At 71.7% G+C, this 24,836-nt stretch carries 29 protein-coding genes; 3 read left to right on the top strand and 26 right to left on the bottom strand.

The annotated features are described in order from the left end of the window. Positions 1-51: 51 nt before the first annotated feature. The 18 genes from BMW88_RS03165 to BMW88_RS03080 form a co-directional block, all read right to left on the bottom strand. Positions 52-609, bottom strand: a complete 558-nt coding sequence (locus BMW88_RS03165) for a TlpA family protein disulfide reductase (RefSeq protein ID WP_089948878.1) — start codon at positions 607-609, stop codon at positions 52-54. Further along, the gene (locus BMW88_RS03160) at positions 606-1,235 is read right to left on the bottom strand and encodes a histidine phosphatase family protein (protein WP_089948877.1); all 630 of its coding nucleotides are present in this window, start codon (positions 1,233-1,235) and stop codon (positions 606-608) included. The genes BMW88_RS03165 and BMW88_RS03160 overlap by 4 nt, the downstream gene beginning before the upstream one ends. Continuing rightward, positions 1,232-2,527, bottom strand: coding sequence for a glutamate-1-semialdehyde 2,1-aminomutase (gene hemL / locus BMW88_RS03155; protein ID WP_089949451.1), 1,296 nt, complete (start codon positions 2,525-2,527; stop codon positions 1,232-1,234). Before hemL ends, BMW88_RS03160 begins: the two co-directional genes overlap by 4 nt. 11 nt (positions 2,528-2,538) lie before the next feature. Next, positions 2,539-2,892, bottom strand: a complete 354-nt coding sequence (locus BMW88_RS03150; protein WP_089948875.1) for a hypothetical protein — start codon at positions 2,890-2,892, stop codon at positions 2,539-2,541. Positions 2,893-2,897: 5 nt separating this feature from the next. Further along, positions 2,898-3,317 (bottom strand): DUF3093 family protein, encoded by a 420-nt coding sequence (locus BMW88_RS03145; protein ID WP_089948874.1) that lies wholly within the window; start codon positions 3,315-3,317, stop codon positions 2,898-2,900. Next, positions 3,317-3,934, bottom strand: coding sequence for a hypothetical protein (locus BMW88_RS03140; RefSeq protein ID WP_089948872.1), 618 nt, complete (start codon positions 3,932-3,934; stop codon positions 3,317-3,319). Before BMW88_RS03140 ends, BMW88_RS03145 begins: the two co-directional genes overlap by 1 nt. Beyond that, positions 3,931-4,329 (bottom strand): hypothetical protein, encoded by a 399-nt coding sequence (locus BMW88_RS03135; RefSeq protein WP_089948871.1) that lies wholly within the window; start codon positions 4,327-4,329, stop codon positions 3,931-3,933. Before BMW88_RS03135 ends, BMW88_RS03140 begins: the two co-directional genes overlap by 4 nt. Then, entirely contained in the window at positions 4,326-4,769 is a 444-nt protein-coding gene (locus tag BMW88_RS03130) for a hypothetical protein (protein ID WP_089948869.1), read from the bottom strand. Before BMW88_RS03130 ends, BMW88_RS03135 begins: the two co-directional genes overlap by 4 nt. A gap of 9 nt (positions 4,770-4,778) precedes the next feature. After that, positions 4,779-5,288 (bottom strand): hypothetical protein, encoded by a 510-nt coding sequence (locus BMW88_RS03125; RefSeq protein WP_089948867.1) that lies wholly within the window; start codon positions 5,286-5,288, stop codon positions 4,779-4,781. Further along, entirely contained in the window at positions 5,273-6,247 is a 975-nt protein-coding gene (gene hemB / locus BMW88_RS03120) for a porphobilinogen synthase (protein WP_089948866.1), read from the bottom strand. Before hemB ends, BMW88_RS03125 begins: the two co-directional genes overlap by 16 nt. 204 nt (positions 6,248-6,451) lie before the next feature. After that, on the bottom strand, positions 6,452-7,984 hold the full coding sequence (locus BMW88_RS03115) for a bifunctional uroporphyrinogen-III C-methyltransferase/uroporphyrinogen-III synthase (protein ID WP_089948864.1): 1,533 nt from the start codon (positions 7,982-7,984) through the stop codon (positions 6,452-6,454). A gap of 18 nt (positions 7,985-8,002) precedes the next feature. After that, complete coding sequence (gene hemC / locus BMW88_RS03110) at positions 8,003-8,938, bottom strand: hydroxymethylbilane synthase (RefSeq protein ID WP_089948862.1); 936 nt, start codon at positions 8,936-8,938, stop codon at positions 8,003-8,005. Then, the gene (locus BMW88_RS03105) at positions 8,935-10,248 is read right to left on the bottom strand and encodes a glutamyl-tRNA reductase (RefSeq protein ID WP_089948861.1); all 1,314 of its coding nucleotides are present in this window, start codon (positions 10,246-10,248) and stop codon (positions 8,935-8,937) included. Before BMW88_RS03105 ends, hemC begins: the two co-directional genes overlap by 4 nt. A gap of 37 nt (positions 10,249-10,285) precedes the next feature. Beyond that, positions 10,286-11,056, bottom strand: coding sequence for a redox-sensing transcriptional repressor Rex (locus BMW88_RS03100; RefSeq protein ID WP_177220924.1), 771 nt, complete (start codon positions 11,054-11,056; stop codon positions 10,286-10,288). Between the two features lie 244 nt (positions 11,057-11,300). Then, positions 11,301-12,788 (bottom strand): molybdopterin-dependent oxidoreductase, encoded by a 1,488-nt coding sequence (locus BMW88_RS03095; protein WP_089948859.1) that lies wholly within the window; start codon positions 12,786-12,788, stop codon positions 11,301-11,303. 146 nt (positions 12,789-12,934) lie between these two features. Then, positions 12,935-13,831 carry an HAD family hydrolase gene (locus BMW88_RS03090; RefSeq protein WP_089948857.1) on the bottom strand — a complete coding sequence of 299 codons (897 nt, stop codon included), beginning with the start codon at positions 13,829-13,831 and terminating at the stop codon, positions 12,935-12,937. Positions 13,832-13,872: 41 nt separating this feature from the next. Then, positions 13,873-14,865 carry a DUF5667 domain-containing protein gene (locus BMW88_RS43930; RefSeq protein WP_089948855.1) on the bottom strand — a complete coding sequence of 331 codons (993 nt, stop codon included), beginning with the start codon at positions 14,863-14,865 and terminating at the stop codon, positions 13,873-13,875. A 137-nt stretch (positions 14,866-15,002) separates the two neighbouring features. Continuing rightward, positions 15,003-15,623, bottom strand: coding sequence for a sigma-70 family RNA polymerase sigma factor (locus BMW88_RS03080; protein ID WP_089948853.1), 621 nt, complete (start codon positions 15,621-15,623; stop codon positions 15,003-15,005). 166 nt (positions 15,624-15,789) lie between these two features. Between BMW88_RS03080 and BMW88_RS03075 the strand changes: the two genes are divergently transcribed. Together BMW88_RS03075 and BMW88_RS03070 are read left to right on the top strand one after the other, a co-directional pair. After that, positions 15,790-17,265: an AMP-binding protein gene (locus tag BMW88_RS03075; RefSeq protein WP_089948852.1), complete on the top strand. Its 1,476-nt coding sequence runs from the start codon at positions 15,790-15,792 to the stop codon at positions 17,263-17,265. A 3-nt stretch (positions 17,266-17,268) separates the two neighbouring features. After that, entirely contained in the window at positions 17,269-17,505 is a 237-nt protein-coding gene (locus BMW88_RS03070; RefSeq protein WP_089948851.1) for a glutaredoxin family protein, read from the top strand. Here the strand turns inward: BMW88_RS03070 and BMW88_RS03065 are convergent. Further along, positions 17,502-18,179: an ArsR/SmtB family transcription factor gene (locus BMW88_RS03065; RefSeq protein ID WP_218147979.1), complete on the bottom strand. Its 678-nt coding sequence runs from the start codon at positions 18,177-18,179 to the stop codon at positions 17,502-17,504. The genes BMW88_RS03070 and BMW88_RS03065 overlap by 4 nt on opposite strands. 56 nt (positions 18,180-18,235) lie before the next feature. On the opposite strand from BMW88_RS03065, the gene BMW88_RS44275 reads away from it, so the two are divergent. Then, a complete protein-coding gene (locus BMW88_RS44275) occupies positions 18,236-19,561 on the top strand; it encodes an isocitrate lyase/PEP mutase family protein (RefSeq protein WP_089948848.1) in 1,326 nt (441 codons plus the stop codon). Here BMW88_RS44275 and BMW88_RS03055 read toward each other — a convergent pair. The 7 genes from BMW88_RS03055 to BMW88_RS03025 all read right to left on the bottom strand — a co-directional run bounded on the left by BMW88_RS03055 (position 19,482) and on the right by BMW88_RS03025 (position 24,806). After that, positions 19,482-20,441: a lysophospholipid acyltransferase family protein gene (locus BMW88_RS03055; RefSeq protein ID WP_089948846.1), complete on the bottom strand. Its 960-nt coding sequence runs from the start codon at positions 20,439-20,441 to the stop codon at positions 19,482-19,484. The two genes, BMW88_RS44275 and BMW88_RS03055, sit on opposite strands and share 80 nt — an antisense overlap. Before the next feature lie 16 nt (positions 20,442-20,457). Further along, complete coding sequence (locus BMW88_RS03050) at positions 20,458-21,495, bottom strand: NAD-dependent epimerase/dehydratase family protein (protein WP_089948844.1); 1,038 nt, start codon at positions 21,493-21,495, stop codon at positions 20,458-20,460. Between the two features lie 263 nt (positions 21,496-21,758). Beyond that, positions 21,759-21,860 carry a 30S ribosomal protein bS22 gene (locus BMW88_RS03045; protein WP_015105422.1) on the bottom strand — a complete coding sequence of 34 codons (102 nt, stop codon included), beginning with the start codon at positions 21,858-21,860 and terminating at the stop codon, positions 21,759-21,761. A 120-nt stretch (positions 21,861-21,980) separates the two neighbouring features. Beyond that, positions 21,981-22,193, bottom strand: coding sequence for a helix-turn-helix domain-containing protein (locus BMW88_RS03040; RefSeq protein WP_089948842.1), 213 nt, complete (start codon positions 22,191-22,193; stop codon positions 21,981-21,983). Positions 22,194-22,310: 117 nt separating this feature from the next. Continuing rightward, the gene (gene proC / locus BMW88_RS03035) at positions 22,311-23,120 is read right to left on the bottom strand and encodes a pyrroline-5-carboxylate reductase (RefSeq protein ID WP_089948841.1); all 810 of its coding nucleotides are present in this window, start codon (positions 23,118-23,120) and stop codon (positions 22,311-22,313) included. 10 nt (positions 23,121-23,130) lie between these two features. Beyond that, on the bottom strand, positions 23,131-23,913 hold the full coding sequence (locus BMW88_RS03030) for a thioesterase family protein (RefSeq protein WP_089948839.1): 783 nt from the start codon (positions 23,911-23,913) through the stop codon (positions 23,131-23,133). Beyond that, positions 23,910-24,806, bottom strand: coding sequence for a proline dehydrogenase family protein (locus BMW88_RS03025; protein ID WP_089948838.1), 897 nt, complete (start codon positions 24,804-24,806; stop codon positions 23,910-23,912). Before BMW88_RS03025 ends, BMW88_RS03030 begins: the two co-directional genes overlap by 4 nt. Positions 24,807-24,836 lie beyond the last annotated feature (30 nt).

Genomic DNA, 24,836 nt, shown 5'->3' with positions numbered 1-24,836 from the left:
CCTGGAGGAAACGCGGGGCCCCCGCGTGGCTCGGGGAACCACCCGAGTGGGTTATTCCTTGGCCAGTTCGTCCACCACGGACTGCAGGTCCGAAGCCAGCACCGGCACCAGGAACACCGCCGCCACCTTGTGCTCCTTGTCCACGATGAACGTCGACGGCACGGTGTTCGCCGGAAGCCCCTTGAAGACGTTGATGAAGCTCCGCGACGAAGCGTCGTAGATGGACGGGTAGGTCAGCGACCGGTCCCGCATGAAGTCGCGGGGATGGTCCTTGGAGGTCTCCTTGACGTCCACGCCGAGCACCTGGGTGCCGGCGTCGAAGACCTTCTGCATCTCCGGGGCCTCGGTGCGGCAGGGCCCGCACCAGGCGCCCCAGATGTTGACGACGACGGGCTTGCCCGCGTAGTCGGACAGGCGGACCGTCTTGCCGTCCTCCATGAGCGACTCGCCCTCGAGCCCCTTGAGCTCCTTGCGCTCCGCGCCGGCGTACCGGATCTTCACCTGCCCGCCGGGCGCGACGAGGTAGAACTCGCCGGCCCCGATCTGGGCGGCGTCCTTGCCGACGCTGCAGCCGGAGACCAGCAGCAGCAGGACGAGGAGCCGTTTCATGCCCCGGTCACCCTGGGGTTGGTGGCGCCGACCGGTTCCGAGTACGAGATCCGGACGAGCTGCTCCCCCTCGAAGACCAGGGAGGTCAGCGAGGCGAGCGAGCACTCGCGGCGGCGCGGGTCGTGCCACATCCGCTTGCCCTCCAGGAACCGCCGCACGGTCCAGATGGGGAGCTGGTGCGACACGCAGACGGCCTCGTGCCCCTCGGCGGCGGCGCGGGCCTTCTGCACGGCCGCCAGCATCCGGTGGGCGATCTCGATGTACGGCTCGCCCCAGGAGGGCCGGAACGGGTTGACGAGCTTCGGCCAGTGCTGGGGCGAGCGCAGCGCGCCGTCGCCGACCGACACCTTCAACCCCTCGAACTGGTTGTCCGCCTCGATCAACCGCTCGTCCGTGGCCAGTTCGAGCCGGTGCGAGTCGGCGATCGGGGCCGCGGTCTGCTGAGCGCGGTCCAGTGGCGACGCGACGACGTGCGCGATGTCGTGGTCGGCCAGCGACTCGGCCACGGTCAGGGCCTGCTTCTGCCCGCGCTCGGACAGCCGGAAACCGGGGATGCGGCCGTACAGGACGCCGGTCGGGTTGTGCACCTCACCGTGGCGCAGCAGGTGGACGACGGTGCGGGTCACTGGCGGGCCTCCTTGGCGGCGCGGGCCGCGTGCGGCAGCGCTTCGGCGATCACGTCGAACTCCTCTTCACCCATCGCGGCGTTCACGAACCACGCCTCGAAGGCCGACGGCGGGGCGTAGACGCCCCGTTCCAGCAGAGCGTGGAAGAACGGCGGGAAGCGCCACGTCTCGCACGCCTGCGCACCCGCGTAGTCCTTCACCTCCGAAGAACCGAAGAACACGCTCACCAGGTTCCCGGCGAACTGCACGCGGTGCTCGACGCCCGCCTCGGTCAGGGCGGAGGTGAACAGCGCGCCCAGCCGCGTGGCGTTGCGGTTCAGGGCCGTGTAGACGTCGTCGTCGGCCGCGCGCAGGGTCGCGAGACCCGCGGCGACGGCGACGGGGTTCCCGGAGAGCGTGCCGGCCTGGTAGACGGGGCCGGAGGGCGCGAGCCTGGCCATGACGTCCTCGCGGCCGCCGAACGCCGCCGCGGGCAGGCCGCCGGACATGACCTTGCCGAACGTGTAGAGGTCGCCGCGCACGCGCTCCAGGCCGAACCAGCCCGCGCGCGAGACGCGGAAGCCGGTCATGACCTCGTCCATGATCAGCAACGCGCCGTCGGCGTCGCAGATCTCGCGGAGCGTCGCGTTGAACTCGGGCAGCGGCGCGACCGCGCCCATGTTGCCCGCCGCGGCCTCGGTGATGACGCAGGCGATCTCGCCGGGGTTCTCCGCGAACGCCGCCCGCACGGCCTCGACGTCGTTGTAGGGCAGCACGATCGTGTCCGCGGCCTGCGCGCCCGTGACGCCGGGCGAGGTCGGCAGGCCCAGCGTCGCGACGCCGGAGCCCGCCTGGGCCAGCAGCGCGTCGACGTGGCCGTGGTAGCAGCCGGCGAACTTGATGATCTTGCGGCGCTCGGTGAAGCCGCGGGCGAGGCGGATCGCGCTCATCGTGGCCTCGGTGCCGGAGTTGACCAGGCGGACCCGGCGGACCGGCTCGACGCGGTCGACCAGCTCGGCCGCGAGCTCGATCTCGCCCTCGGTCGGCGTGCCGAACGACAGACCGGACGCGGCCGCCTTCTGCACGGCCTCGACCACGGCCGGGTGCGCGTGCCCGAGGATCATCGGACCCCACGAGGCCACCAGGTCGACGTACCGGTTGCCGTCCGCGTCCCACAGGTGCGGGCCCTCGCCGCGCACCATGAAGCGCGGGGTGCCGCCGACGGAGTGGAACGCCCGCACCGGAGAGTTGACCCCGCCGGGGGTCAGCGTCGACGCGCGCTCGAACAGGGCCTGGGATCGACTCGCAGTCACGTACCCCAGTCTCACATGTCGGCTTCGGCGGCCTTCTGCGGCCGGGTGCGCGCGGCCAGCACGACCTGCCGCACCGCGTCGAGCACGAGGACCACGGCCAGCGTGAGCGCCGCGGTGGCGGTGCCGAGCCAGTTGCCGTGGTAGCGCGTGGAGACCAGCGGCTCGCGGCCCTCGACCGGGTAGCTGAGCTGCACGACACCGCGGTTCCAGCACCACACCGCGGCGACCACGAGCAGGACGATCGCGACGGCCTCCGCGGCGGCGATGAGCCACCGCTTGGGCTGGTGCAGCCCCTGGCCGTCCGCCGGCGCCTCGGCGGGCTCGTCGTCCACCACGGTCTCCGGCTCGGTAGCGGCCTCTGTCACGCCGCTCAGCCTCTCACGACCCGCCGCAGGGCCGCGAGGAAGGCTTCCGGATCACGGGCCCAGCCCAGCACCACCGTGCCGTCGAGCAGCCGCAGCGGCACGGCCGTCGCGCCCTTCGGCACCGACCAGCCGCCGCCGAGCACCCGCGCGCCGGCCGGCGCGCCCACGTCGCGGACGGCCTCGATCATCGCGACCGGCAGCTTCTCCCGCCCGAACTGGGCCTCCTCGGCCGTCAGCACGACGCTGCCGGTCTTCACCCTGCCGTACACCCACAGCACCGCGCCGAGCGTCAGCCCGAGTCCCACGATCGTCCACAGCGCCACGGAGGCCGGTCCGGTGACGAGTTCGACCAGGTAACCGGCGACCGCGAACGCGGGCCCCCACAGCAGCGGCCACCAGCTGCTGCCGGACTCGCGGTACAGCACTACCGCACGAACCTGTTCGACGCGGGGAGGAACTGCAGCACCACGGCCGCGACCGTCAGCCCGATGACGACGACGCTGATCGTCACGGCCGGTTGCCACACCTGCGCCGCCAGTGCGATGACCAGGATCGCGGTCATCGACAGGAAGCCGAGCACGGCGAGGATGGTGAGCAGGATCCGCGCCCAGTTCTGCCCGTTGCGCAGCACGATCGCGAACGCGACGTACGGCGCGGCGGCCACGAGCATGGCGAAGCCGAACATCAACGCCATGACCCGGACGCCCAGCTCCCCCGCCTGGCGGTCCTCGTCGGTGACGATCGCACCGTCCTGGTCGAGGAAGTACTCGGTGTTGGTCAGCAGCATCACCGGAACCACCGCCACGGACAGCACAGCGGCCGCGATCCAGATCCACATCGCGGCGGTGATCGTCGGCGGTCGCGGCGGCGCGAGCTCCTGCGGCGGCACCGGCGCGAGCGGCGCCATCGAGAAGCTCGCCTGCCCGACGTGGCTCACCTGGTAGTGGCCACCGGTGTCCGGCGGCACCGGGTAGGGCCCCGGCGGGTTCTGCCACCCGGCGCCGGCGTCCGGGTTCGACCAGGGGTTCTGCGGCTGGGTCACTTCTCACGCACCTCCGCCACCCACTGTGCCGCAGCCGACTGCCACGTGAAGACGATCGCGACGCAGATGAGCAGCAACGTGACCAGGGTCGCCGGGCTGGTGCCGACGATCAGCAGCCAAAGCATGTGCGCGATGGCGACGAACGACACGGCGACGCGCGCCCAGTTCTTCCTGCGCAGGAAGTTGCGGGTCAGCCAGCCGTAGAGCGCCGCGAAGAGCACGCCGACGACGGTGAGCGCCACCAGGAAGTTCGTGACGTCGCCGGACGGCCTGCCGCTCATCCGCTCGATCTCACCGCGCTGGAACCACAGGCCGATGGTGGTGAACAGGACGAAGACCGCTATCGCGAGCCACAGGCCGACCGCGACGCGGACCGGCTTCGGAGCGTCGTTCACGGCGTCTGCTCGCGTTCGGCCAGGTAGTCGCTCGACTGCCGGAAGTAGAACAGCACCAGGCCCGCGACGGCGACCAGGGCCGCCACCACGCCGAGCGTGTTCGTGATCAGCTGGAAGAACAGGCCGATCAGCAGCGTGATCATCAGACCGGTGCGGCTCTTCCTGACGCCCGACCGCACCTTGCCCGCGAACCACACCGCGAGCGCGGCGAGCACGACCGTCACGACGAGCGAGACGATCAGCAGGCCGTTGACCGTCGAGGCGATCATGTCCGGCGTGATCTTCTGGTCCCTGTTGCCCTGGACGGCGGCGTCGACCAGCGGCTGCTTGTTGAGCAGCACGTACAACGCGGCCAGCACGCCCAGCGCCGCACCCGCCACGACGAGCCAGTAGCCCGTGGTGACGGTGCCGGGAGTGCCCGGTCCCTTCGGAGGTGTCACGCTCGAAACCTAGGACCGCGGGGAAGCGCTGTCCACCGTGACGCGCGTCCTGAAGTGCGCGGACGCCCGGTGCATCAGCACGATGGCGGACGCGTCCAGCGCCGTGGTGACGACGGTGACGACCAGGTCGACCGGCCGCAGCTGCACGCCGAGCGCCGCGGCGGTCCCGCTGCTCCACGCGACCAGCCGGAACAGTCCGAACGCGATGGACGCGCCGCCGAGGACCGTCAGCACGACCCTGGCCCAGCCGCGCCCGCGCGCCATCGTGTTCGCCAGCCGCGTGTACGCGAGCAGGATCGCCGTCGCGACGAGCAGTCCGAAGAGGATTCCGCCGTCGACGCCCGCGTCGATCTGGTCCTGCCCGAGCGCCGGGTTCTGCCTGCGCGCCTCGGCCACGAGCGTCTCGCGGTCGAAGAGCTGCGACACGAACCGCGCCATGCCGACGCCCGCACTGGCGATCCACAGCCAGCGCGCGACGTCGGCGAGCTTGGGGACGGGAGTGCCTACCGGTCGAGCCACCGGGCGGCTTCCACGGCCCAGTAGGTGAGCACGATGTCCGCGCCCGCGCGCCTGATGGACGTGAGCGACTCGAGGACGGAGCGCTCGCGGTCGATCCAGCCGTTCGCGGCGGCGGCCTCGATCATCGCGTACTCGCCGGAGATCTGGTACGCCGCAACGGGAACGTCCGAGACCTCGGCGACGGACCGCAGCACGTCGAGGTACAGCAGCGCCGGCTTGACCATGACCATGTCCGCGCCCTCGGCGAGGTCGAGCTGCACCTCGCGGATCGCCTCACGGGCGTTCGCCGGGTCCTGCTGGTAGGTCTTGCGGTCGCCGGAGAGCTGCGACTCCACGGCGTCACGGAAGGGGCCGTAGAACGCCGACGCGTACTTGGCCGAGTACGCGAGGACACCGGTGCCGGTGAGGCCGGCGGCGTCCAGGGCGTTGCGGATGAAGGCGATCTGGCCGTCCATCATGCCGCTGGGACCCACGACGTGCGCACCGGCGCGTGCCTGCGCCACGGCCATCTCGCCGTAGACCTCAAGGGTCGCGTCGTTGTCCACCGTGCCGTCGGCGGCGAGCACGCCGCAGTGGCCGTGGTCGGTGAACTCGTCGAGGCAGCAGTCCGACATCAGGACGGTGCTGTCGCCGAGCTCCGAGCGGAGATCGGCCAGGGCGGCGTTGAGGATGCCGTCCGGGTCGGTCGCGCCGGAGCCGACGGCGTCGCGCTCGGCGGGGACGCCGAACAGCATGATGCCGCCGACACCCGCCTGCACGGCCTCGACCGCGGCTTTGCGCAGCGAGTCGCGCGTGTGCTGGAGAACGCCGGGCATGCTGGCGATCTCGGCGGGCTCGGCCAGGCCTTCCTTGACGAACATCGGCAGCACGAGCTGCCGGGGCCGAACCTCGGTCTCGGACACGAGGCGGCGCATGGCGGGCGTCGTGCGCAGACGCCGAGGCCGGTGCAGTGGGTACATCTCAAACTCCTGTGGAGCCTTCCAGAGGGCCGGCCTCCAGGTCGGCTCTCACCGGGTGCGCGATTTCGCGTCGGTCATCCGGTCACCCATTTTCCTCGATTTCGGCGAAGCCCAAATCGAGGAAAATGAGTCGGCCGGATGACCGACTTCAAGGCGAAATCGCCGCCGCGCCGGAGGCGCGGCCATCAAACACAGCGGCCAAAATCACGACCTGCGCAGGCGCTTGGTCTTGCGCGGCGGAGGCAGCGCTCCCTCGGCGCGCAACCGGGCTGCGTGCGCGGCCAGCGCGTCGACCAGCGCGGGCACGTTCGCCTCCTCGGGCTGCACGTCGACCCGGAGGCCGAACTCCCGCGCCGTCTCGGCGGTCTGCGGGCCGATGCACGCCACCAGCGTGCGGGCGTGCGGCTTGCCCGCGATGCCGACCAGGTTCCGCACGGTCGACGACGAGGTGAAGCACACCGCGTCGAAGCCACCGGACTTGATCATCTCGCGGGTGTCGGCGGGCGGCGGGGCCGCACGCACGGTGCGGTACGCCGTCACGTCGTCGATCTCCCAGCCACGTTCGCGCAGGCCGGCGGCCAGCGTCTCGGTGGCGATGTCGGCCCGCGGCAGCAGCACGCGGTCGACCGGGTCGAGGATGTCGTCGTAGGGCGGGAAGTCGTTGAGGAGACCCTCGCTCGACTGCTCACCGGACGGCACGAGCTCGGGGATGATGCCGAACGAGCGCACCTTCGCGGCCGTGGCCTCGCCGACGCAGGCGATCTTCACGCCGGAGAACGCGCGGGCGTCCAAGCCGAACTCGCGGAACTTCTCCCACACCGCGCGGACGGCGTTGGTCGAGGTGAAGACGACCCACTGGTAGCGGCCGTCGACGAGCCCCTTGACCGAGCGCTCCATCTGCGCGGGGCTGCGGGGCGGCTCCACGGAGATGGTCGGCACCTCGACGGCGATGGCGCCGTGCGAGTGCAGGCGCTCGCTCATCGCGCCCGCCTGCTCCTTGGTCCTCGGCACCAGCACGCGCCAGCCGTACAGCGCCCGCGACTCCCACCAGGAGAGCTTCGAGCGAGCGGCGGCGGCCGCGCCGACCGTGACGACCAGCGGGCCGTTCAGCTCACCGGCGTCCGCGGCGACCGAGGCCAGCGTGGTGTCGATGGTGCGCTGCTGGAAACCGGTGCCCTCGGCGGTCACGGCGACCGGTGTCTGCGGCGCGAGGCCGTTCTCCACCAGGTTCGACGCGGCCTCGGCGAGGTGCGAGCCGGTCGCGTGCAGCACGAGCGTGCCGGGCGAGGCGGCGAGGCCTGCCCAGTCGCTCACCGCGCGCACGTCGACCTCGGTGTGCACGCCGCCGAGCGCGACACCGGCGTAGGCCGGGACCGCGGTTCCGGCCGGCACGCCGGGGACGACGTCGAACGGGATCGTCGACTTCGCGACGGCCTGCGCTTCCTTCACCACCGAGTCGAGCGTGAGCGGGTCACCCGCGACGAGGCGGACGACGGTGGCACCGTTGCGCGCCTCGTTCACCAGGTCCTTGGCCACGTCGGCGGACTCACCGACAGCGGGGCGGACCTCGACTCCCTCGGCCACGGTCGCGAGGACGTCCGCGGGGACGTCCGGGTCGGTCACCACGAGCTCCGCACGGGTGAGCAAGTCGTGGGCCCGGACCGTGAGCAGCCCGGTGTCGCCTGGGCCGGAGCCCACGAAGGCGATGCGTCCGGGGGTCTTGCGTGCGCGGGTCATCAGGGCACTCCCCATCGATTACGCCTCTGGGCCGCTCAGCACGGCGGCCCCGAGGTCGAGCAACTCGGCGGCCAGCGCACGGCCGAGTCCCTCAGCTTCGGTCAAGTCACCGGTGGCGGACGCGCGGAGGAGATCGTTCTCCGGCGTCGCTGCGACCCCGCGCAGGGAAAGTCGGTACACGACCTTGCCCTCGTCGTCGAGGTCTTCCACCACATCGGCCAGCGCGCCGACCGGCGCGCTGCAGCCCGCCTCGAGCGCGGCCAGCATGGCGCGCTCCGCGGTCACAGCGGCCCGGCTGGCCGTGTCGTCCAAAGTGGACTGGATCAGGTGCTCGGCATCGACGTCGTCGATCCGGCACTCGACTGCCAACGCGCCCTGGGCGGGCGCGGGAAGCATCTGGATGGGCTCCAGGTTCTCGGTGATCTCGTTCGTGCGGCCGAGGCGTGCGATGCCGGCGCGGGCCAGCACCACCGCGTCGAGCTCACCGCCCCTGACCTTGCCGATGCGGGTGTCCACGTTGCCGCGCAGCGGCACGACGTCCAGCCCGAGGCCCAGGGCCTCCAGCTGAGCGGCGCGGCGCGGCGAACCGGTGCCCACGGTGGACCCCGGCGGCAGCTCGCCGAGCGTGAGGCCGTCGCGCGCCACCAGGGCGTCGCGCGGGTCCTCGCGGCGCGGGACGGCCGCGATCACCAGACGCGGGTCCGGCGCGGTCGGCAGGTCCTTGTAGGAGTGGACGGCGACGTCGATCTCGCCGTTCGCGAGCGCGTCGCGCAGCGCGGACGTGAACACGCCGATGCCGATCTGGGCGATGGGCGCGTCGGACAGGTCACCCGGCGTCTTGACGACGACGATCTCGACCTGTGCGCCGGCAGCCTTGAGCGCCTCGGCCACGGTCCCCGTCTGGGCGAGCGCCAGCGCGCTGCCTCGGGTACCGATCCGTAGGGTGCGGGTCACCGCGTTTCACCATCCACAGAAGACTTGGTCTGGCTGACGGCCCCAGGCGACTGGGGGTCGAGCCCGAACAGTTCGCGGAGAGCCTCCGCGTAGCCGGTACCACCCGGTGAGGACGCGAGCTCCTTCACCCGGACGGTCGGCGTGTGCAGGAGCTTGTCTACAACGCGACGCACCGTCTTGGCCAATTCACCGCGTGTCGCGGCGTCCAGTTCGGGAAGTCGCGAATCAAGGCGGAGCAGTTCGGCGTCGACCACCTCGGCCGCCCGCTTGCGCAGGGCCGTGACGGTGGGCGTGACCTCGGCGGAGCGCTGGCTCGCGAGGTAGGACCTGACCTCGTCGGCGACGAGCTGGGCCGCCATGCGGGCGTCCTGCCCGGCCGGCGCGTCGGAGAGGCGCCGCTGCAGCGTTTCCAGGTCCACCACACGAACGTTCGGCAGCGCGGCCGCGGCCGGGTCGACGTCCTTGGGCAGGCCGAGGTCGCACACGACCAGCGGGCGCGACCTCTTGCCGATCATGTCCGCGCGCACGACCGTGTCGACCGACCCGGTGCACGCGAAGACGATGTCCGCGAGGTCGATCTCGACCGCCAGCGCGGAGAGGTCGACGGCCGTCGCGGGGACGCCGTCGGCCTTGAGCGACGTGGCGAGACGCACACCGTTGGCCTGCGTCCGGTTGGCGATGACGACCTCGCCGACGCCCGCCCGGCGCAGGTGCGCGGCGGCCAGGCCGCCCATGGCGCCCGCGCCGACGAGCAGCGCGCGCTTGCCCACGAGGGTGCCCAGCTCGGCCTCGGCGTCACCGAGGGCCTCGGACACGACCGAGGCGCCCGCGTGGTCGATGCCGGTCTCGGCGTGCACGCGCTTGCCGACGCGCAGGGCGTTCTGGGTGAGCTCGTGGACGGTCTTGCCGACGGTGCCCGCCTCGTCCGCCGCCGCGTACGCGCCGCGCAGCTGGCCGAGGATCTGGGACTCGCCGACGACCATCGAGTCGAGGCCCGCCGCGACGGAGAACAGGTGCTCGACGGCGGCGGCGGCGTAGTGCACGTAGAAGTGCTCGTAGAGCGACTGCGGGTCGACCTGGGCGTGCTGCGCGAGCACGTCGACGACCTCGGACATGCCGCCGTGGAACGACTCGACGACGGCGTAGACCTCGACCCGGTTGCAGGTCGACAGGACCATCGCCTCGGAGACGCTGGGAGCGGCGAGGAGCTGACCGAGGACCTTGGCCTGGTCCGGCTCGGCCACGGTGACGCGTTCCAGGACCGGGACTGGTGCGGTGCGGTGCGACAGACCGACTACGAGCACGCTCATGCACTCACCACGTCCGCCGGAGCCGCCTGGCTCACGCTCACGGGCGAATCACCATCCCGTCCACACCGAGTCCGTTGTTGCCTGCCGAGTCGATCCCCGCCGAGACGCCGGCAGCCTCGTCCGCACGCCGAGCGACGTGGAACGACAGGATCTGCATCTCGACCGCCAAGTCAACCTTGCGCACCTCGACGTTGTCTGGAACCTGGAGGACAACTGGTGCGAAGTTCAGAATGCACTGGACGCCCGCAGATACCAAACGGTCGCAAACCGACTGGGCGGCGGGCGGCGGCGTCGCGATGACGCCGATCGACACCTCGCGTTCGAGGCAGACCTCGGTGATCTCGTCGATGTGGTTGACGGGAATGCCCCCAACAGGGATTCCGATGAGATCGGGGTCCACGTCGAAGAGGGCGGTGACCGGGAACCCGCGGCCGGGGAACCCGCCGTAGTTCGCGAGAGCGTGACCAAGGTTACCGATGCCCACGACGGCCACGGAGTGGCTGCGGGTGAGGCCGAGGATGCGCTCGATGTGGCTCACGAGGACCTCGACGTCGTACCCGACGCCCCTCGTGCCGTACGAGCCGATGTAGCTCAGGTCCTTGCGGAGCTTGGCGGCGTTGACGCCGGCGGCCTGGCTGAGCTCCTCGCTGGAGACGGCCGTCACGCCCTGGTCGGACATGCCGGACAGCACACGCAGGTACACGGCGAGCCTGGCCACCGCCGCCTCCGGGATCGCACGGGCGCGCTCCCTGTCGGCAGGCTCCACAGGGGTGGTGGTCGTCTCACCTTCGCCCCGCTGTGATGCCACGCTCTCCGACCTCCGGGTGTGCTCCACCGCAGGGATCCGCGGCGTTGGTGATGAGCACACCGTACCGCTTGTGAACGCATGCACAAAGTCGGCCGAACAGCGTCACAGCGCTGGTCACAGGGCGTGACCAGCGCCGGAGCAGTTGTTGATCTCTACGGAGTGAGCGCCTCACCGATCACGGACACCCGTCGCGTCCCCGCTCGGGACGTCCCTGCCCGCGGTCACGGCGGACCGGGTGCCGGTCCTACTCGACCGTGAAGGAGACCGAGTGCCAGCCGGTCGCACCGTCGGGAACCGGCTCCAGCCGGGCCTGGTCCTGGGTCTGGCCGCCCTTGTCGGTGGCGCGGCACTCGACGGTGTGGCCGCCGGGCCGGAGGTCGAGCTCGAGGCGCCACATCCGCCACGTGCTGTCGCTGACGTCGGCGCCCAGCTCGGCCTGCTGCCAGGGACCCCCGTCGACCCTCACCTCGACCTCGGCGACACCCCTCGGCTGCGCCCACGCCGTTCCCGCGACCACGGTCCGGCCCTGGACCTTGCCGAGGCGCTTCGGGCGGTCGATCCGCGACATCGTCTTGATCGGAGCCCTGGTGGCCCAGCCGCGCGGGATCCAGTAGCCCTGGTCCTCCGCGAACGTGGTGACGTTCAGGTCGGTCACCCACTTGGTCGCCGAGACGTAGCCGTACAGGCCCGGCACCACGAGCCGCGCCGGGAACCCGTGCTCGGCCGGGAGGGGTTCGCCGTTCATGCCGATCGCGATCAGGCCGCGCTCCAGGACGTGGTCGAGCGGGCTGCCGGCGGTGAACCCGTCGTCGCTCGTGCTGAAGAGCTGGTCAGCGCCCGCCCGCACGCCGGCCTCCCGCAGGACGTCGCCGATCCGGATGCCGACGAAGTTCGCGGTGGAGACGTACGGGCCGCCCACCTCGTTGGAGACGCAGGTCAGGGTGATGGTCTCCTCCACCAGGTCCCGGCCGCGGATCTCCTCGAAGGTCAGGACGGTGGGACGGCCTACCATGCCGTGCACCCTCAGCGCCCACTCCTCCGCCCGGAGCCTGGGGACGCTCAGCGCCGTGTCGATCCGGTAGAAGTCCTCGCCGCTGGTGATGAAGCTGGGCGTCCCGTCCTTGACGAAGTCGGCGCCGAGCGGGATCTCCGGCGCCCTGGTCGCCGGGGTGAGCGCGCCGATGGCCCTCCGCGACCCCTCCACGTCCGTCCGGTCGCCCAGGAACTGGCCCGCGACGCCCGCCGCCGCGGCCAGGCCCGCCGTGACCAGGAAGTCGCGCCTGGAGCTGTTCTCCCGCCCGGCCTCGTCCCGCTGGGCCGCGCGGTGCAGGTAGCGGAAGGCGTACAGGCCGGCGGCGAGGCTGGCCAGCGGGGCGAGGACGCTGAGCTGGCCGACGTCCGGCCTGGTCAGGACCGCGGCGATGCCGACGACGCCGAGCGCGACGACCACGACCGATCCCGGGGTGGGGCTGTTCCTGCTGACCAGGCCCGCCGCGACGGCGACGGCCGCCAGCACCACCGCCATGCCGGCCAGCAGGACCGCCTTGTCGTAGGTGCCGAAGGTGGTCACCGCGAAGTCCTTCAGCCAGGCCGGGGTCAGGTCGATCGCGGCGTTGCCCACCGCCAGGTACGGGGAGGCGCTCAGGCCGGTGAAGGCGGCGACCAGGTGACCTGCCGCCAGTGCGGCCAGCAGGGCCAGGAGTCCGGTCAGGGCGGCCTTCTTCGGCTTCATGCCCCCATTCGACACCTGATCGGGGGTGGTTCGCTCCGGTTGCCCTGGGATGTAAGGGGGCGGTAATCAACCCGGGGTGATGTCCGCGGGTTGATGGCACGCCAACCGGTTCGGGCGTGTCCGGGGTGCGGCGGGTGCCGGGTGGGCTATTTGACGCGGCGTCGGTACGCCATCGTCGCTGCTACCGCTCCTGCCACGGCACCGGCGCCCAGGATCGACGGGACGCCGATCTTCACGGCCTTGCGGCCGGTGCGGAAGTCGCGGATCTCCCAGCCCTTGCGGCGGGAGATCTCGCGCAGTTGCGAGTCCGGGTTCACGGCCACAGCCGTGCCCACCACCGAGAGCATCGGGACGTCGTTGGAGGAGTCCGAGTAGGCCGTGCAGCGGCGGAGGTCCAGGCCCTCCTTGGCGGCCAGGGAGCGGACTGCCTGCGCCTTGGCCTTGCCGTGCAGGAGGTCGCCCACCAGGCGGCCCGTGTAGACGCCGTCCTCGGACTCCGAGACCGTGCCCAGGGCTCCGGTCAGGCCCAGGCGGCGGGCGATGATGCCGGCCAGTTCCACCGGGGTGGCGGTGACCAGCCAGACCCGCTGGCCCGCGTCCAGGTGCATCTGGGCCAGGGCCTGGGTGCCCTTCCAGATGCGGTCGGCCATCAGTTCGTCGTAGATCTCCTCGCCCAGGGAGACCAGTTCGGCGACGCTGCGGCCCGCCACGAAGGAGAGGGCCTGTTCGCGGGAGGCCTTGACCGAGGCCGGGTCCTCGCGGCCGCCCACGCGGAACTTGAGCTGCTGCCAGACGAAACCCGCCAGGTCGGACGAGGAGAAGTACTTGCGGGCGGCCAGGCCCCTGGCGAAGTGGAAGATCGACGCGCCCATCATCATCGTGTTGTCCACGTCGAAGAAGGCGGCCGCGGTGAGGTCCGTGGGCACGGACAGGGACGCGTCGAGCTCCGGCGCCAACGCGGCGGCCTGGACCGCCGCCTCTGCCGATGCCTCGCCGGCTAGTTCGGCCAGCCGGTCGCTCTCCACGTCACGCTTGCCTGCCATGTCACAAGCCTAGCGATCAGGTTCGCTGGAACACGCTCGACTCAGCCGAAGCTGATGCCGGGGAGCAGCGGGAGCGAGATGCTCGGCAGCGGCAGTGGCAGGGGGATCGTGATCCCCGGCTTGCCCGAGGCCGGCGGGGTCGAAACACCCGGTCGCGACGCCGGGGGCGCGGACGTGCCGGGCACCGCCGACTGGGTGGGCTGCACCGGCGGTGCCGCCGAACCCGGCGGCACGGGCAGGCCCGGCGGCACCGGCTGGACCGGCGTGGGTTCGCGGCCGGTGGAGGGGGTCGGGTCCGGCACCACCGAGGCGCACCGGTCCTTCGCCGGGAGCGGGCCGAGGGTGTCGGAGGAGCCGCTGGTCACGGCGTCGCAGCCAGCGCGGGCGGCCAGGTCGTGGGCGCGCTGGGCGATGCTCGCGAGCAGCCACATCGTCGTGTCGGCGTGCTTGCCCGCGTCTTCGGCCAGGCGGGGGCGCAGGGTGCCGAGCTTCTCGTACTGGTCGAGCGCCCAGTCGCGCAGGGCGGGCAGGGCGGTCTCGTCGGACGCGGTCGCGAACGTGGTGAGCTGGCGGGCGCCCTCCACCGCGTCGGCGTCGAGGTCGGCGAGGGCGGTGAGCTGGGCGGACGAGTCGGAGGCGCGGTCGGCGAGGGTCTCCATCTCGGTGACCCTGGACGCGGCGAACTCCAGGTGCTTCAACGCGCGGGACTCGTCGTCGAAGGTCAGGCCCAGCGAGGCGCTTTCGGTGGTGCGCTTGACGCCGTAGAGCGGGTCTCCCGGGAGCGCGTCACGGCTGAGCAGCACGCTCATGCCACCCAGTGACATCAGCAGGCAGAGGACCGCGGCCGCTGCGACCGCCACCCTGGCGCGCGCTCCCACGCGTCTTACCGACGCGAGCACCAGCGGCTTCTCCGGCGGGGGCGCGGTGAGGACGCGTCGTTTCATCCGTTCGCGCGTCTCGGCGTCCGGGCCGACGTCCACCCGCCGGAGCAGCTCGACGATCGCGAGGTCCTCAGCGAAGTCGTCGCCGCCCACCGGCTGAGGGCCGCCTTCAACGGCACGGGCGAATCGCTCGTGCTCCGTGTGCCGCCACCGCGGTGTTCTTCCCTTGCCGTCCATCTCAGCCCGAGTAACGAAATTGATCTTTTTGGGTTACGCCCCCGCGGTCACGATCACCGCAACCAGGACGGGAGGATCTGCGCGAGCCGCCGGACGGCCCGGTGTTGCAACGCCTTCACGGCGCCCTCGTTGCGGTCCATGAGCTGGGCGACCTCGGAGACCGACTTGCCCTCGATGAACCTCAGCACGATGCACTCGCGTTGGTCATCACCCAACTGGGAGACGCAGCGGAGCAGCTCCGCGTTGGTCGCCTCCGTCATGACCTCCTGCTCGGGGCCGCTCGTCTCCTCGCGGTTGTCCTGCAGCTCGGCGGTCGTGACCTCCAGCCGGTAGCGGCTGGACTTCACGTGGTCGAACACGATGTTGCGGGCGATCGTCACGAACCACGCCCCGACGTCGCGGCCCTGGTAGCTGACCGAACCGATGCTCCGCAACGCGCGCAGGAACGTCTCGCTCGTCACGTCCTCGGCGAACGCGCGGTCGCCGCCCACCCGGAAGAGGACATAGCGGAACACCATGTCGACGTACTTGTCGTACAGCACGCCGAACGCCCCGGTGTCACCCGCCTGGGCGGCCTTGACGAGCTGCCACGGCTCGTCGCCTGCGTCGTCGTGCTGACCTCCCGCCATGGCCCGGGTGGTCCTGATCGTGTTCGGTCGTGCCCGCGCGGTCATCGGCTCGCGGCACCTCCACAGAGTCGCCGTGGCGGCAGCATACGTGTTGTTACTCCGTAGTAGGTAGCGGACGTGGTGGTGAAGTGGTGACGCGCCGACCGCGGCTTCATGACGCCCTCCACGCGTGGAAGACTGCCCGGAGCGTCCAGTTGTTCATGAGGAGGCAATGTTGACTTCCGCTCGCAACCTCTCAGACCTGGTTCGTGCTTCGGCACGGCGGGGACCCACCCACGTCGCTCTGGTCGACGCGGCGAGCGGAAAGAGCCTCACGTGGGAAACCATCGACGGTGCGGTCGACGCTTTCGCCCGCCGTTTGGCTGATTCCGGCCTCCAACCGGGCGACCGGGTGGCGCTGCGGCTGCCCACGAGCCCCGAGTTCGTGGTCTCCGCCTTCGGGATCCTGCGCGCCGGCGGCATCGTCGTGCCCATCGGCCCCGGCATCCCGCCGCGCGAGCTCCAGCGCGTCCTGGCCGACTCCGGCGCGGCACTCCTGGTCGGTGACGGCGAGGGCTCCGACGCGACGGTTCTGGACGTTCCGGACGTTTCCGCCACCGCCGAGCCCTTCGAGCCCGTCGGCGGCGGTGAGGACATCGCGGTGCTCGGCTACACCTCCGGCACGTCCGGCGCGCCGCGCGGCGCGATGCTGTCGCACCGCGCGCTGCTCGCGAACGTCGCCCAGTGCGCGTCGCTGCGCCCGGCCCCGGTGACCGCGGGCGACCGGGTGCTGCTCGCGCTGCCGCTGTTCCACGTCTACGGCCTCGGCCCCGGTCTGCTGCAGGTGGCGGGCGCGGGCGCCACGGCGGTCCTGCTGGAGCGCTTCGAGCCCGCCACCGCCCTGGACGTCATCGAGGAGCACCGCGTCACGACCATGGTCGGCGTGCCGCCCATGTACCGGGCGCTGCTCGCGCACCCCGTCGAGGTGCTGCGCGAGAAGCTCGCCACGGTCCGGCTGTTCACCTCGGGCGCGGCCCCGCTCCCGGCGGGCGTCATCGACGGGATGCGCGCCGCGACCGGCATCCCGGTCTACGAGGGCTACGGCCTGACCGAGACCGGCCCGGTGCTGACGTCCACGCTGGTCGGCGGTGTCCCCAAGCCCGGCTCGGTCGGCCGGGCGCTGCCCGGCGTCGAGGTCCGCCTGGTCGACACCGACGGCTCGGTGCTCGACCTCGACGAGGACGAGCCCGGCACCGGCCTGGTGTCCGCGAAGGGCGACAACCTCTTCAGCGGCTACTGGCCCGACGGCGCGCACGGCCCGGACTCCTCCGGCTGGTTCCGCACCGGTGACGTGGGCTTCATCGACTCCGACGGCGACCTGCACCTGGTCGACCGCGCGGGCGACCTGATCATCGTCAACGGCTTCAACGTCTACCCGCACGAGGTCGAGCAGGTCGTCGGTGAGCTGCCGGACGTGCTCGAGGCGGCGGCGGTCGGCGTGCCGGACGAGAAGACCGGCGAGTCGGTCAAGGTCGTCGTGGTGCTGCGCGACGGCGCCTCGCTCTCGGCCGGGGACGTGGTGTCGCACTGCGCCGCGCGCCTCGCGAAGTTCAAGGTGCCGACGTCGGTGGAGTTCGCGCCGGCGCTGCCGCACTCGCCGACCGGCAAGCTGGCCCGCGCCGTGCTGCGCAAGCCGTTGGGAGCCTGACCCATGCACCACGTGACCGTGTTGAGCCGCGTCGAGTGCCACGCGTGCGAGGTGGCCAAGGCCGACGTCGAGCGGATCTGCTCCGAGGTCGGCGCCACCTTCTCGGTCGAGGACGTCGACAGCGACCCCGAGCTGCGCGCCGAGTACGGCGACCGGGTACCGGTGTTCCTGGTCGACGGCGCCGAGCACGGCTACTGGAAGGTGGAGGAGGACCGCCTGCGCGCGGCCCTCGCCCACTAGCCCGAGGCGGCGGCTCGCGTCAGGCCGAGCTCACGCCAGCCCCGCTCACCGGCGGGCGTGAGCACGACCGCGCGGGTCGTGCCGATGCGCTTGATCCAGCCGCGTTCGAGGAACACCCCGCACAGGTGCGCTCCGGCGGCACCGGCGAGGTGCGGCACGCGCTCGGTCCAGTCCAGGCAGGCCCTGCCGGTCTGGCGCCGCGACGGCGTGAAGCCGAGCTCCCGCAGCCAGGAAAGCCCCGGCTCGGTGACCGCGAGCTCGCCGGTCACCACGCCCAGCCCCAGCAGCCCCGCCTTCAACGTGATCCCGAGCCTCCCGGCCAGGTGGTCGTAGCAGGTCCGGCCACGGGCCAGCGCCCGCGCCGCGGACGCCGCCCTGAGCGTGCGCGGCCGCGGGGCGGGTCCCGCGAAGGCCGTCATCGCCTCCAGCAGCTCGGCGACGTGCGGCCCCGCCAGCGCCACGTACCGGTGCCGGCCCTGGCGGTGCTCCACGAGCAGGCCGCCGGAGACCAGCCGGGACAGGTGCTCGCTCGCGGTCGACGGGGCCACGCGGGCGTGGGCGGCCAGCTCGGTGGCGGTCCACGCCCTGCCGTCGAGCAGGGCCTCGCAGAACGCCGCCCGCGTCCGGTCCGCCAGCAGCGCGGCGAGCTGGGCCAGTGCCTCCATGCCCGCCATTCTGCGGCCGGAACGCTTCGGTCCGCGCCGAACCGACGGCGCTCTAGCGTCGTGCCATGACCGAAGAGCTGCTGAGCCTCCCCGTCCCGCCCGTCCCCGCAGGCACCCGCGGGGTGGCTTGGCTGCGGGCCACCGTCGTCCGCTTCAGCAACGGCCCCGAGCACGCGCGCAGGCGGGCGCTCACGACGAGGCTCCTGGAGCACGTCGACGCCACCACGCTGGACGAGCTGGCGCTCCAGCTCGGTCTCCCCGGCTCGCTGGACGACATCGCCGTGATCGCGCCCTGCTACCAGCCGCACGAGCCCGTCAGCGCGGAGGCCGACGCGGCCGTGGAACGCCTCGCGGGCGCCCACGACGAGGAGGCCGCCGCCCGGATCGGGCTGCTCGTGCAGGCCTGGGCCGCCACCCGGGCACTCGCGGAGCACCTGCTCACCGGGAACCCCGCGCCGCCGGTCCCGGTCACCCGCAGGGCCGCCGGGGACGGCGTGGTCGAGGTCGGCCTGGGCGACCACCCGTTCGGCCACGGCCCGCACGCCTGCCCCGGCCGGGCGATCGGCACCCGGATCGCCAAGAACACCGCGTTCCGCGCCATGCACCACCAGGACGAGCCGCTGGTCCTGGCCAACGCCTGGGACCACGCCTCCGCCGCCGCCCTGCACGCCGCGGGCTTCCGGGCGATCGGCACGACGAGCCTCGGCGTCGCGGCCGCCCACGGCCTCCCCGACGGCCTCGGCCTCGCCGGCGAGCAGGCCGTGGTACTCGCGCGGCTGCTCGCGGACCTGCCGTGCCCGGTCACGGTCGACCTCGAGTCCGGTTTCGGCGCGGCACCGGCGGAGGTCGCCGAGCTGGTGGCGGGGCTCGGGGTCGCCGGCGTGAACCTGGAGGACGGCCGGCCGCACGGGCTCGCCACCCCGGCGGAGCAGGCCGTGCTGATCAGCGCGGTCAAGCAACGCGCGCCCGGGGTGTTCGTGAACGCCCGCGTCGACACCCACTGGCACGGCGTCGCGCTGCCCGAGACGGCCGAACGCGCCAGGGCGTACGTGGCCGCCGGGGCCGACGGGATCTTCGTCCCCGGCCTGACCGAGCCCCGCGAGATCGAGGCGCTCGCGGCCATCGCGCCGTTGAACGTGCTGGCCCAGCAGCGCACGCCCGCCGAGCTGGGCGCCCTCGGCGTCAAGCGGATCAGCACCGGGTCGCTGCTGTTCCGGGCGGCGCTGCACCACACCGTGGCGACCGCGCTGGCGGTGCGCGACGGCGGTGGTGTCCCGCAGGCCTGCAGCTACGCCGAGGTGCAGGAGCTGGTCAGCCCAGGAACACGTTCCTGCGCTGGGTCAGCAGCCGGTACAGGGTCTGCTGGATCGTCTCCCGCACCTGGTCGGTGAGGTTGAAGACGAGCATCGGGTCGTCCGCGGCGCCGTCGCCGAACACGTCGGTGCGGATCGGCTCGCCGAACTCGATGTACCACTTCGAGGGCAGCGGGATCGCGCCGAGCGGCCCCAGCAGCGGGAAGAACGGCGTCACCGGGAAGTACGGGAAGCCGAACAGCCGCGCCAGCGCCTTGATGTCGCCGATCATCGGGTAGATCTCCTCCGCCCCGACGATCGAGCACGGGATGATCGGCGTGCCGGTCTTGAGCGCGGCCGCCACGAAGCCGCCGCGGCCGAAGCGCTGCAGCTTGTAGCGGTCCTTGAACGGCTTGCCGATGCCCTTGAACCCCTCCGGCCACACGCCGACGAGCTCGCCGGAGGACAGCAGCCGTTCGGCGTCGGGGTTGCAGGCGAGCGTCTGGCCGGACTTGCGCGCCAGCGCGCCCAGCACCGGCGTCCGGAAGACGAGGTCGGCGCCCAGCATGCGCATGTGCCGTTGCGCCGGGTGCTCGGACGCGATGCCGTAGGAGGTCATCAGCGCGTCGAGCGGCAACGTGCCGGAGTGGTTCGCCACGATCAGCGCGCCGCCGGCCGCCGGGACGTTCGACATCCCGATCGTCTCGACCCGGAACCACTTCTCGTACAGCGGCTTCAGCGGCGGCATCAGCACGTTCTCGGTGAGGTCGCGGTCGAAGCCGAACTCGTCGACCTCGTAGTCGCCCGCGATCCGCCGGCGCGCGAACGACAGCAGGTCGGCCAGCCTGCGCTCCCAGTCCGCTGCCGGGGACTGCTGCTGCTCGGGTTCGGGAACCACCTCGACGTGGCGCGCCCGGCGCGCGGCGTCGCGTTCCGGGTCGTGCAGCGGGATAACGCGTGCTCCTGCCACTGCGTTCATCTCCTCAAGGCGAAGATCAGCGGAACCGGGCGGCCGCGTCGAGGATTCCCCGTTCCGCGGCCGCCACCGTCTCGGGGTCGATGAGCGGCTTGAGACCACGGCCGCTCACGTAGTCGTCGAACGCCTGCTGGGTGGTCCACCGCGGCGTGAACCCGAAGTCCTCCTTCAGCAGGGTGGTGTCGACCACGCGGCCCCAGTTGAGGAACCTCATCTGGTCCGGCGAGAAGTCGACGAGCCGGGCGCTCCGGAAGAAGCCGCCGACCGTGGGCACGGCCGCGCTGGGCACCGGCAGGTTCAGCCTGCCCGCCCGGCGGATCGCCTGCGACAGCAGCAGGACGCCGTCGCCGCCCACGTTGAAGACACCGGGCAGGTCGTGCAGCGTCGCGCGTTCCAGGACGGCGAGGGCGTCCTCGGAGTGCAGGAGCTGCACGCGGGCGTCGTAGCCCAGCACGGTGGGCACGACCGGGAGGGCGAAGTAGCGGGTCAGCACGGTGTCGATGCGCGGCCCGATGAAGTTCGTGAACCGCAGTGTGGTGACGTTCACATCCGGCCTGCGGCGGCCGAACCCGCGCACGTAGCCCTCGACCTCGACCGCGTCCTTGGCATAGCCGGACGACGGCAGGTCCTTCGGGCTCATGTCCTCGGTGAACACCGCGGGGTCGCGCGAGCTGGACCCGTAGACGGCGCTCGTGGACTTGACGACGAGCTTGCGCACCTTGGGCGACTTCTGGCAGGCCGCCAGCAGCTGCATGGTGCCGATGACGTTCATCTCCTTCATCGCCGTGCGGCCGGTGGGTCCGGCCGGGTTGGCGGTGACGGAGGCGTGGACGACGGTGTCCACGTTCGCGGTGGCGATGACCTTGCTGATCAGCGGGTTGCGGATGTCGGCCCGCACGAACTCCGCCCTGCCCATCCTGCGCAGCAGGTCACGTGGCGGCGGCTCGGTGTCCACCCCGAGCACGCGCTCGACGTCCGGGTTCGCGGCGAAGCGCGCGGCGAGGTGGCCGCCGAGGAAGCGGCTGACTCCGGTGACGAGGACGACCTTGGGCGTCATGCGACTCCAAGCACGAGGGCGTTGCGATTGGTCGATGCTACAAGCCGGACCGGAAACCGGACGGGGCCGGAACGCCGTCTTGACGCAGGTCACGCGGGCCGCACGGGCCAATCACCCGAACGGCTGCCCCCGATCCCGTGGTGAGGGCAAGCGTCCCGAAGGGTGAAATTCCGGGCCACCGCGACCAGCCCGCCGACCCGGGAAACGCGACCGCCGCCGGCCTCCCGCGAGAGGAGACCGGCGGCGGTAGAGCGCACGCGGGCTTACTTGCCGCGCTTCCTGCGCTGGACCCTGGTCTTGCGCAGCAGCTTGCGGTGCTTCTTCTTCGACATGCGCTTGCGGCGCTTCTTGATGACCGAGCCCATGCGGGTTCCTTAGCTCTAGACGTTGCTTTGACTGGCGCGCCCCAGCCTTGGCCGTGTCAAGCACGGCGCGCCGGTAAGCACGATCGGCCTACCAGTCTACTAGGCGGGGTTCACCGGCCTTCAGCCAGCGTCGAAGTACGCGTTCTCGAGGTAGGCGTGCACGGCTTTCTCGGGCACCCGGAACGACTTGCCGACCCGCACCGCGGGCAGCTCGCCGGAGTGCACCAGCCGGTACACGGTCATCTTCGAGACACGCATCATCGAGGCCACTTCGGCCACGGTCAGGAACTGCACCTGAGCGAGACCAGATCGTTCGTTCTCCTTCGCAGGCATAAATCACCGCATCCTTCGACACGTGTCGTGCCGTCGGTCTTCCCCACCGACGGTTCGACACGCACGTGCTGCCTTGAGAGTAGCGGGACTGATGTGACTCCTGCGACGACCAACCGGTCAGTCTTCGTGCTGCCTGCCCAGTTCGACCGAGCGGTCGCGCGCGCTCTCGATGGCGGCCAGCAGCGCCGCGCGGACGCCGTGCTTCTCCAGCTCGCGGATCGCCATGATCGTCGTGCCCGCCGGCGAGGTGACCGCCTCGCGCAGGATGACCGGGTGGCTGGAGCCCTCGTTGAGCATCGTCGCCGCGCCCACGGCGGACTGGATGATGAGCTGGGAGGCCAGGTCGCGCGGGATGCCCAGCAGGATGCCCGCGTCGATCATCGCCTCGACCAGGAAGAAGAAGTAGGCCGGTCCCGAGCCGGACAACGCCGTCACGGCGTCCTGCTGCGACTCCGGCACGACCGCGACCTTGCCCACGGTCGAGAGCAGCTCCCGGACGACCTCCAGGTGCTCCGGCGTCGCGTTGGAACCGCCGGAAACCGCGCTCATCGCCTCACCGACGACCATCGGCGTGTTCGGCATGACCCGCACGACCGGCGTGCCCTCGGGCAGCCTGCGCTCGAACAGGGCCGTCGGCAGGCCGGCGCACAGCGAGACGATGAGCGTGCCGGGCTTGAGCACCGGCTTGAGCTCGACGAGCAACGGCTCGATGTCCTGCGGCTTGACCGCGACGACGAGCACGTCGGCCTTCGCCGCCGCGCCCGCGACCGTGACGGCCTCGAAGCCGTACTGCTCGGTGAGCGAGCGCGCCCGGCCCTCGTGCTTCTCGGTGAACATCAGATCGGTGGCCGCGCGGCCACCCTGCAGGAGCCCGGACAGCAGCGCCTCACCGATCTTGCCCGCGCCGAGCACCGCGATCTTCGTCATCGGTCAAGTCTCACACAGCGGGGGTCAGCGCCAGCTGCCGTGCCTGGCACACCAACCGGCCCGCCGAGTCGATCACCGTGGCGTCCTCGTCGAACCACTGGCCGTGCACCGCCTGGCAGGTGACGTGGATGCGCAGCCAGCCGGGAGCGGGCCTGGCCCGCAGCAACGCCGTGAGCTGCACCGTCGGCGACCAGCCGAAGCGGCCGAGGTTGAACGTCACCGGCATCGACAGGTCGCCCGCGAGCAGCGCGAAGTACGGGTCCGGCTGCTCGTCGACCGGCCGCGCCCACAGCTTGAGCGTCAGCGGACCGTCCGTGCGCCGGTCGAGGAACGTCGCGCTCTCCCGGTCCACCCGCAGGTCGCAGAGGCCGCCGACCTTGTAGGCGCCCCCGGTGGGGAACGTCGCCAGCTCCACCGAGCCGGGCGGCGGCGCGGCGGGCACCGACGGCAGGTTCGCGTAGTCGGCGCGGTGCTCGGGGATCCGCCCCGTCGTCACCGACGCCTCGACGCACACCTGCCCCCGCTGCTCCAGCGCCACCGCGACGACGGTGGCCGTCCGCCCCGTCTTGCGCACGTCGGTCCTGACCAGCACCGGCCCGACCTCCGGCGCCCGCAGGAACTGCGCGGAGACGGCCAGCGGGTCACCCGCGGCGACGTGCGCGGCCGCCCGCGTCATCACCGCGAGCAGGAAGCCACCGTGGGGCTTGGGCCCGACGGTCCACTCGGCCGGCAGGGACGCGGTGAAGGTCCCGTCACCGAGCGACCGGACCGCGCTGGACTTCGAGAAGGTCATGAGCGGCTGGCCAGCGAGCGCAGGAAGAAGGTCACGTTCGCGGGTCGTTCCGCAAGTCGCCGCATGAGATATCCGTACCACCGCTCGCCGTAGGGGACGTACACGCGAGTGCCGAGGCGCCGCTGCTCCTCGGGCCGGATGCCGTACAGCATCTGGTACTCGAACTCGGTTTTGCCGTACCAGCGAGCCCGCTCGCCGATGATCTCGATCAACCTCGGGTCGTGCGTCGCGAACATGGGGTAGCCCTCCCCGGCGAGCAGGACGTTGAGGCATCGCACGTAGTTGAGGTCGACCTCGTGCGGGTCCTGGATCGCCACCTCGGGTGGCTCCGCGTACGCGCCCTTGACCAGCCTGACCCGGCTGCCCGGCCCCGCGAGCTGCTCGCAGTCGTCCAGCGTGCGGTGCAGGTACGACTGGAGCACCGCTCCGACCCACGGCCAGGTGCGCCGCAGCTCGTGCAGGACCCGCAACGTCGAGTCGGTGGTCGTGTGGTCTTCCATGTCGAGCGTGACCGTCGTGCCGCACTGCTCGGCCGCGGCGCAGATCCGGCTCGCGTTCGTCAGGGCCAGCGACTCGTCCAGCGCCTGTCCGACCGCGGACAGCTTCACGCTGACTTCCGCGTTCCTCGCCAGTCCGGCGGCGTGCAGCGCGTCGAGGAGCTCCAGGTAGGCCTGCACGGTCTTCTCGGCCTGGGTCTCGTCGGTGGTGTCCTCACCGAGGTAGTCCAGCGTCACCGGCAGGCCGAGCGTGCGCACCACCTCGACGGCGTCCTGCGTGCTCTCGCCCGCGACGAACCGCTTCACGACATCGCGGCTGATGGGCGCGTTGGCGACGAGGTGGCGGACCGTCTCGTTGCGAGACGCGGCCATGATCAACGCTCGCAGCGGGTTCACCCCCGAACCCTAACTCGCCAGTCGACTTAC

Origin of the sequence: Lentzea xinjiangensis, from assembly GCF_900110955.1 — a bacterium.
Lineage (GTDB): Bacteria > Actinomycetota > Actinomycetes > Mycobacteriales > Pseudonocardiaceae > Lentzea > Lentzea xinjiangensis.
The sequence above is the reverse complement of the archived record's forward strand: the minus strand, read 5'-3'. Positions and strand labels throughout refer to the sequence as shown.

What these genes read in the sequence shown, in the direction of transcription:
- BMW88_RS03165 (WP_089948878.1), bottom strand. Translation starts at nt 609, where the DNA reads ATGAAACGGCTCCTCGTCCTGCTGCTGCTGGTCTCCGGCTGCAGCGTC.
- hemB (WP_089948866.1), bottom strand. Translation starts at nt 6,247, where the DNA reads ATGTACCCACTGCACCGGCCTCGGCGTCTGCGCACGACGCCCGCCATG.
- BMW88_RS03115 (WP_089948864.1), bottom strand. Translation starts at nt 7,984, where the DNA reads ATGACCCGCGCACGCAAGACCCCCGGACGCATCGCCTTCGTGGGCTCC.
- BMW88_RS03105 (WP_089948861.1), bottom strand. Translation starts at nt 10,248, where the DNA reads ATGAGCGTGCTCGTAGTCGGTCTGTCGCACCGCACCGCACCAGTCCCG.
- BMW88_RS03095 (WP_089948859.1), bottom strand. Translation starts at nt 12,788, where the DNA reads ATGAAGCCGAAGAAGGCCGCCCTGACCGGACTCCTGGCCCTGCTGGCC.
- BMW88_RS03090 (WP_089948857.1), bottom strand. Translation starts at nt 13,831, where the DNA reads ATGGCAGGCAAGCGTGACGTGGAGAGCGACCGGCTGGCCGAACTAGCC.
- BMW88_RS03080 (WP_089948853.1), bottom strand. Translation starts at nt 15,623, where the DNA reads ATGACCGCGCGGGCACGACCGAACACGATCAGGACCACCCGGGCCATG.
- BMW88_RS03075 (WP_089948852.1), top strand. Translation starts at nt 15,790, where the DNA reads ATGTTGACTTCCGCTCGCAACCTCTCAGACCTGGTTCGTGCTTCGGCA.
- BMW88_RS03070 (WP_089948851.1), top strand. Translation starts at nt 17,269, where the DNA reads ATGCACCACGTGACCGTGTTGAGCCGCGTCGAGTGCCACGCGTGCGAG.
- BMW88_RS03065 (WP_218147979.1), bottom strand. Translation starts at nt 18,179, where the DNA reads ATGGCGGGCATGGAGGCACTGGCCCAGCTCGCCGCGCTGCTGGCGGAC.
- BMW88_RS44275 (WP_089948848.1), top strand. Translation starts at nt 18,236, where the DNA reads ATGACCGAAGAGCTGCTGAGCCTCCCCGTCCCGCCCGTCCCCGCAGGC.
- BMW88_RS03055 (WP_089948846.1), bottom strand. Translation starts at nt 20,441, where the DNA reads ATGAACGCAGTGGCAGGAGCACGCGTTATCCCGCTGCACGACCCGGAA.
- BMW88_RS03050 (WP_089948844.1), bottom strand. Translation starts at nt 21,495, where the DNA reads ATGACGCCCAAGGTCGTCCTCGTCACCGGAGTCAGCCGCTTCCTCGGC.
- BMW88_RS03045 (WP_015105422.1), bottom strand. Translation starts at nt 21,860, where the DNA reads ATGGGCTCGGTCATCAAGAAGCGCCGCAAGCGCATGTCGAAGAAGAAG.
- BMW88_RS03040 (WP_089948842.1), bottom strand. Translation starts at nt 22,193, where the DNA reads ATGCCTGCGAAGGAGAACGAACGATCTGGTCTCGCTCAGGTGCAGTTC.
- proC (WP_089948841.1), bottom strand. Translation starts at nt 23,120, where the DNA reads ATGACGAAGATCGCGGTGCTCGGCGCGGGCAAGATCGGTGAGGCGCTG.
- BMW88_RS03030 (WP_089948839.1), bottom strand. Translation starts at nt 23,913, where the DNA reads ATGACCTTCTCGAAGTCCAGCGCGGTCCGGTCGCTCGGTGACGGGACC.